7 protein-coding genes are annotated in these 6,664 nt (G+C 35.7%); 3 read left to right on the top strand and 4 right to left on the bottom strand.

Annotated elements, in window-relative coordinates; translation table 11 throughout:
* Positions 1 to 350 precede the first annotated feature (350 nt).
* Both ACFIKX_RS00640 and ACFIKX_RS00635 read right to left on the bottom strand, forming a co-directional pair.
* Positions 351 to 932: a biopolymer transporter ExbD gene (locus tag ACFIKX_RS00640; protein WP_375628060.1), complete on the bottom strand. Its 582-nt coding sequence runs from the start codon at positions 930 to 932 to the stop codon at positions 351 to 353.
* Positions 929 to 1,831, bottom strand: coding sequence for a MotA/TolQ/ExbB proton channel family protein (locus tag ACFIKX_RS00635; RefSeq protein ID WP_375628059.1), 903 nt, complete (start codon positions 1,829 to 1,831; stop codon positions 929 to 931). The genes ACFIKX_RS00640 and ACFIKX_RS00635 overlap by 4 nt, the downstream gene beginning before the upstream one ends.
* A gap of 1,004 nt (positions 1,832 to 2,835) precedes the next feature.
* Between ACFIKX_RS00635 and ACFIKX_RS00630 the strand changes: the two genes are divergently transcribed.
* Together ACFIKX_RS00630 and ACFIKX_RS00625 are read left to right on the top strand one after the other, a co-directional pair.
* Complete coding sequence (locus ACFIKX_RS00630) at positions 2,836 to 3,174, top strand: YqjD family protein (protein WP_375628058.1); 339 nt, start codon at positions 2,836 to 2,838, stop codon at positions 3,172 to 3,174.
* Between the two features lie 3 nt (positions 3,175 to 3,177).
* Positions 3,178 to 3,621: a hypothetical protein gene (locus tag ACFIKX_RS00625; RefSeq protein WP_375628056.1), complete on the top strand. Its 444-nt coding sequence runs from the start codon at positions 3,178 to 3,180 to the stop codon at positions 3,619 to 3,621.
* 120 nt (positions 3,622 to 3,741) lie between these two features.
* Here ACFIKX_RS00625 and ACFIKX_RS00620 read toward each other — a convergent pair whose 3' ends face one another.
* A complete protein-coding gene (locus ACFIKX_RS00620; RefSeq protein WP_375612520.1) occupies positions 3,742 to 3,936 on the bottom strand; it encodes a hypothetical protein in 195 nt (64 codons plus the stop codon).
* A 1,024-nt stretch (positions 3,937 to 4,960) separates the two neighbouring features.
* Between ACFIKX_RS00620 and ACFIKX_RS00615 the strand changes: the two genes are divergently transcribed.
* Positions 4,961 to 5,125, top strand: coding sequence for a hypothetical protein (locus ACFIKX_RS00615; protein WP_375628054.1), 165 nt, complete (start codon positions 4,961 to 4,963; stop codon positions 5,123 to 5,125).
* A 733-nt stretch (positions 5,126 to 5,858) separates the two neighbouring features.
* Here ACFIKX_RS00615 and ACFIKX_RS00610 read toward each other — a convergent pair.
* The gene (locus tag ACFIKX_RS00610; RefSeq protein ID WP_375628052.1) at positions 5,859 to 6,602 is read right to left on the bottom strand and encodes a nuclease; all 744 of its coding nucleotides are present in this window, start codon (positions 6,600 to 6,602) and stop codon (positions 5,859 to 5,861) included.
* Positions 6,603 to 6,664 lie beyond the last annotated feature (62 nt).

The following is a 6,664-nucleotide window of genomic DNA, read 5'->3' as shown; positions in this document are numbered from 1 at the left end:
CTCAATAGAATCAAGATTCACCTATTCCCCCATATTAGACATAACTATTTTATTTTACTTGCTTTTTATATACCATTTATGAACACCGCCGCAAAAAAGGCTTTAAGATGTATTAAGACACACAACAATCGCCTCTGCTGTTTTCTTGATCGCACCTCTTGCGGCAAGATGAGTAGTGCTTAATCCTAAAAAAAACGATTCAATATATGAACCCCCTGCGTAATATCAAACCCCTACGTAATATCAAACCCATGCGTATTTGGTTTAATAAATCCACGGAACCCTCATCAATTTCACTCTACGACTTTGAGTAATATGCTTTGCTTCCTGCAACAAAGGCTATTTTTTTATCACTGGTCAGAGACATCGGCTGGAATATTAGCGTTTCCCGCAGGGCTCGTTGTTACGACATCCACACGCCCCACAACGTTACCGCCCGCTCCATCGACAGCAGCGTTCGCTACCCCTGTTGTTTTATTATTGATCTCACCTCTCGAGACAAGATTGGTAGAGTTTTGCAATCCTACAAGACCGATTTTATGATATCCAGCCATGCGTATTTGATTTAATAAATCGATGACAGTACCATAATCAATTTCGCTATCCGCTTTGATTAAAATTTTTGCCTCTAAATTTTGCGTAGTTTCCCTCAACAAAGCTTCTCTCAAAGCTGCTTGTTCTACAAGATGATCACCAATGTAAAGAGAACGATCTTTTTGCAACGTAACATAAAGAGGTTCATCAGACTGAATCACTGAAGGTGCTTGAGTTATAGAAGGAAGCTGAACGGAAATGGCAGATGTTGCCAAAGGCGCTGCAACCATAAAAACAATAAGCAACACCAATACAACATCAATAAAAGGGGTCACATTGATTTCGCTTTGCAACCCACTCTCGTCTATATCCCAATCATTATTAAGGCTTGCTTTCATTTTTTATGACTTTTCTGTTGTCTTTGTCTATCAAGTTCACGGCTCAAGAGCCTTTCAAGAGCAGCAGCGATATCACCTAAATCATTGCGATAACCACTCAAAGCACGCATAAGGCTATTATACATAACAACGGCGGGAATAGCCACAAAAAGCCCAACAGCCGTTGCGAATAAGGCTTCAGCAATTCCAGGCGCCACCACATCAAGTCGCGTTGTTTGAGATTGAGCAATCCCAATAAAAGAATTCATAATTCCCCAAACAGTTGCAAAAAGACCAACAAAAGGAGCAATTGCGCCAATAGTTGCAAGAACAGCGCTTCCACATGCAACACGGCGTGTAGCAGCCAGCAAGCAGCGTGACAAAAGTGAATGAACCCTTTCTTTTAAACCTTCATGAACATCACGAGCCTTAGCATCGCGAACATCGCGGGAAACATCTTCATATTGATTGCTCTCCTCATAAAAGAGAATATCTTCAATCGTTTGTGCATTTTCCCCTGTACTGGTTTTTTCACCAGAGCTTTCGTTTATCCCTTCAGGAGCAGAAAAATGAACCTGTTGTGCAGAAAGATACACCTCTTTAAGGACTTCTTTGAGAAAAAACACACCAGCCCCTTTGCTTTCTTTCAAACTAGCTGCCAAACGCGTAAGAGTCTGAGCATTTAGAACCAATTGAAGTTCATGACGTACTCTTCGTTTTACCAAAGTGATCTCGACAATTTTCACAAAAGCAATTGTCCAAGACACAAGTGAAGCAAGTAACAAAATAATGATAACCGCTTTTACCACCCAATCAGCAGCCATAAACATAGAAAAAGGAGAAAAATCATGCACTGTCAATACAGCAGACATATTATCTAAAGGGACTGTTTTATCTAAAGGGACTGTTTCAGATTCCATTTTTATCTCACATTCTTGTGCTCTTATCTTTATTTATGAGCTGGATCGTCACCCCGCATAGCATCACTGTTCCAAAATGCCACTACCCTTTTAACATCACTTGTGTATTCCTCTTAAGAAAGAAAACTTGATAAATCAAGTATAGTTTTATTTCACAAGCTCTCTCTTAATTCTAAAGAAATTACTCAAGAAATTTTTCTCTAACAATTCAACAAGTTTATCTTACCCAATCAATTTATTGCATAAATTAGGCAAAATGATAAACTTACAAGAAGTATCGCATATAATATTTTAATTTATAAGAATAATTTATCATCGTTCCTGTTAAATAAATCTCTCATATCGCAAAGCTTTTCTCATTTCTGCGGCTCTTTTGAAGCCAACAAAATATTTTCTTACATGAAACAAGCAGCAAAAATATCATAAAATCCTCGGAGAAAAGGATATGCACTTCTCTAACAACCAGTGCACTAAAGTACCTCTCCTATCCTAAAATAAAAATATACCTTACGTTTAAAAAAAAGAACTATCGCAATATCTTAAACTGACCAAAAGTATAATGGGAGAGCGCGTGTTGCCCCCAAATACATAGAGAACAAAGAGCCGCAATATCATTTCTTTTTCTTTGCTTCAAAAACATAAAAATGACAGTACTTCTGCCGCAAACTCACAATAACCATGTTTTTTACCTGTCACAAGCCTAAAAAATAAACCTCAACACGCTTTTTAAAAACTTTTATAAAAACTGTGCCATGAGAAACTGAAGAATGGTGCTAAATTGCTGCAAAAGCATAAGGCAATTCTCAACAGATGCGACCCTTTACAGACAAAGCATATCGTATAGGAAAGATTTATTTTATCAAAAACAATTTTAAATTCGACAAAATGAAAGGAACAAAAAAAAGCTTTTGGCGTTACTCAAGCAGTGAAAATTTTCACTCCAATGCAAATGATCACTATGAACACACCAATACAAATATAATGAATCAAGAGGGAAAAATACCATGGCCCATAATAAAACAACACAGCACGATAAATCAGCCGTAGAAAAAGACCAACAAAAAGACCTACAAGGACAATTAGAAAAGTTACGCACTGAAATTTCAGGGATTACCTCAACCCTAACAGATCTTGGTGCAAACAAATTCAACGCCGCCAAAGACAAAGCAGAAAAACTATATCACTCAGCGAAAGAAAGTGGTGAAGACATGATGTCTCAAGCAAAAGATAAAATCAGTGATCTTGAACAAACCATGAATCAATGCGTTCGCAAAAATCCTGGCAAAAGCGTTTTGTTTGCCGCAGGGGTTGGTTTTATTCTTTCTCAATTACTACGTCGTTAAGCAATGCATAAGTTTATCGCTCCTCTTTTAAACCATCTTGTCGGTGGAGGGCTTAAAAGCACAGTCAAGCAAGTACGCCTTCAAGCAATTTTCTATGGGTTTATTGGCATTTCATTCTTCATGTCTTTGCTTTTTTTATGTACCATCGGTTTTATTGCGTTATGTTCTGTTATGAAGCCTCTTGCCGCCGCTAGTATCATGTTTTTAATTTGTCTTTCTCTTGCGGGATTAGGTCTTATTATCAGTCGCATTCTCAAAACTTATCAACGCTATGACCAACAAAAAAAGACAGAAGAACAACGCCATAAACTCATGACAGATGCGACTGTTTCCAGTCTTGCAGCTCTCAGTCAACATCTCCCTTTTGCCAAATTGGGTGTTCCCATTCTCGGACTTGCAACTTATTTTTTGTGGAAAAAAGATAAAAAAGACCGCTTTTCAGAGTAAAATATGTAAAGCTGTCACTCTAAATCCCCCTCTCAATGTGCTTTCTTTTGTTATAAAAGAAAGCACATTTTTTTCCTCATAGTCTCTTTAGCTTCTTCAAATACCTGAAAAAAATCCCCTTCATTTTGCTAAAAATTCCATAGAACCGCTACACTCTCTTTCAGATTGCAACCCATTTTTCATAAACATAACAACATAAGGCAATGCTTGCATTAGAAGTCCTAGTTTAATTCGAAGCCATTTATTGTTTTTTGAAGGAAATGATGTTCCGTTTCTGCCTTTCTCTATATTTTCATAAGCTTTTTTCAGAACCAAAGGTCACGTCATCGATTTGAATTTATAAAGCAAAAATATTCCCCGTATGAAAATTCTTTTTTCAAAAAATCTGAAATTTTTACCGATAAGAAAATTGTAAAAACGTCCATTACACAACAAAAATTTATCAACTCTGATACGAATAGAACAGAGGTCATACCTACAATTCACGTCACAGAAAAAATAAAGAAAGAAAATTTTATAGAAATATTTGCTGATGGCATTCAAGCAATTTGTAATTTATCTCGTACAGGACATCGTGCTTTGATAATAGTTTTAGAAGAATATCGATCTAATAAATCAACAAACGAAGACCCCAGCAGCGTTACCTTAATCTGGTTTGATGGGGGTATAAATGGAAAAAAGCGCGATATGGTCGACAGAACTTTTCACAATGGTTTAAGAGAGCTCATACAAAAAGGAATTTTAAAACCAAAATTGCCTAATCAATACTGAGTGAATCCTATTCTGTTCTTCAAAGAAGAAAAAGTTGCTTTTATGAAAGAATATCAAATAGAATCATCTTCTACCAAACCGGATATTTCATCCGTTGAACATCAAACAGATCTTGAAGATTTTATAACAAAATAACTTGTATCATTTATCGTACTGTGTATATTGTGGAGCATCTTGATTTAAGCGCGTGAGGGGAAAATAATGTCAAAATCACAAATAAGCAAAGAGGCGCTCGTCCTTTTGCTTTTATGGCTTCGTGGTCCTTTAAGATTGATACTAAGCCTTATAATGATAATGGGGTTTGTGGGATTGTTTACAATTCCTATTATGATATTATCAATAGGTTGGTCAAAAGCACTAATAAACATTACAATTTGTTCCTTTATATTAGGTTTTGGCTCTTTCCTTCTAATTTTTTATTATGATAAACTTATAAGATATTTACAATAAACTGTTCACATATTTTTCCATTAACAATACTAATAAAAAACAAAAGATCACGATAATTAAATCTGTATTCCGATATAATTGATGAGATTAATACATATAATTTTTAAAGAGGGGAAAAATGAAAAAATTTATTTTAATATGCTTGGCTCTATTGACTCTAGGATTGAATATTACAGGTTGTGGTAAAAGTGAAGAGGAAAAACGTAGAGCCCAACAAGAAGAACAAGCTAAAAAGTTTTTTGAAACAAAATCGCCAGATACAGATCGTGGACATGCATATTAAATAAATACCCCACGACAATAAAATGTGAGTTATCAATCTCTAACTAAAAGAGTATTTTGTGTAACTCACACCTGACAACGTCATTGTACACTTTAACACGTATGAAGACAATCAGTTTTAAAAACTTTGGAAAGGCTTTTCATAACCTATCCGCTTAACGCTAAGTATTTATATAACAAAATACCCATTTATTATCTTTTCTTGTCTTTTTTATAATATTTTCAAATATATATCACTTAAAATACCTTATTATTTTCATCACTTTCTTTTGACTTATCCCCCTATAAGCTTTCTCTTTAATCATGATCTCAAAGCCGCGTGAGAAAAGAACAAGATAGGCCTTTTGGTTATTGATAAGGGGCACACGTGCGCCTAACGATACGCTTTTACAGAATTTCCCAGCCTTTAAAACTTAAGGCTTTTAGCCTTCTCATTTAAATGCAGGTTTGATGTCATGATTTTGGGGTGCGATTATTAAGAGTTTGAGAAGCGAAGAGCTTTTCATTTAAAAAGCAAAACGAAATGACGTATAGCCAAGGAAACGCGCTCTCCCATAGCACTGTAGTAAACAACCTATAAGGATATTTTAAACACAACAAATTTTCATAACGAGCGTTGTCCACCAAGGACTGTGTGGATTATCATTAACTTTTTTCTGATAAGATTTGCAGTAGAATATTGTCTTGATTTTTAAATAGCGCTTGAAAAGACGCTTTATCAATAATGGTCAATATTAATTATGGTCAATGGGATTATAGCTCCCATGATCTCTTCGCCAATCTTCTGGTTGTTGAAATTGGCTCGACCATAAACCGTTTTGTGCTTTTTGAGCAGCAGATTGTAGGGTTTTATAGTCTGCGGGGGATGGAAAATGATGCTGATCTTTTGTCAACACCATCAACCCTTCTGCCAGCCCCAACCGCGCCAGATCAACCCCATCTACAAAACATTGTGCATAATGAACCTGTTGAACGACACGTGCTTGCCGACAAGTAACCTTTTTATCAATTGTTTTTGAAACAAGCCAAGCCGTAACAAAAGCACCGCAAGGCCACTTAACTCCGTTGCGTGAGGCAAATTGCCTCATTTCACAGCTTTCCACACCATATAATCGGATATCACGGATAATCTTTTTTCTCCATCCATCATCTACAAGCGTAATCATTTTAAAGGTCACACCACTTGTGACCTGTATAGCACCGGAATAGACCGGCACATTTTCTTCATAAAATTGTGATGCGATTGGTTCTGAATGCAACACCACATTTTGTTGGATTGCGTCTTGTTGGTTTGCATAATCAACCAATTGTGACTTCGGATTTTGAACGGGGTTTCCAATTGTCTTTTCTGATCCTTCAAAAAGAGAAAATTGCATAATATTTTCAGTATGTTGACTGAAATAAAAGTATCCTAAAATAATAATACAAATTAAGACAATATATTTAGGCGCTGCTCGAAGATATTTTAAAAGTATCATTTTGAATATTGCTGTATTTTATTGTTCATTAAATAATAAAAGATTAAATATTATTAATTTAT

This window comes from Bartonella sp. CM86QHHN (assembly GCF_042194695.1).
GTDB lineage: Bacteria > Pseudomonadota > Alphaproteobacteria > Rhizobiales > Rhizobiaceae > Bartonella.
This window is presented reverse-complemented; position numbering and strand designations above follow the sequence as displayed.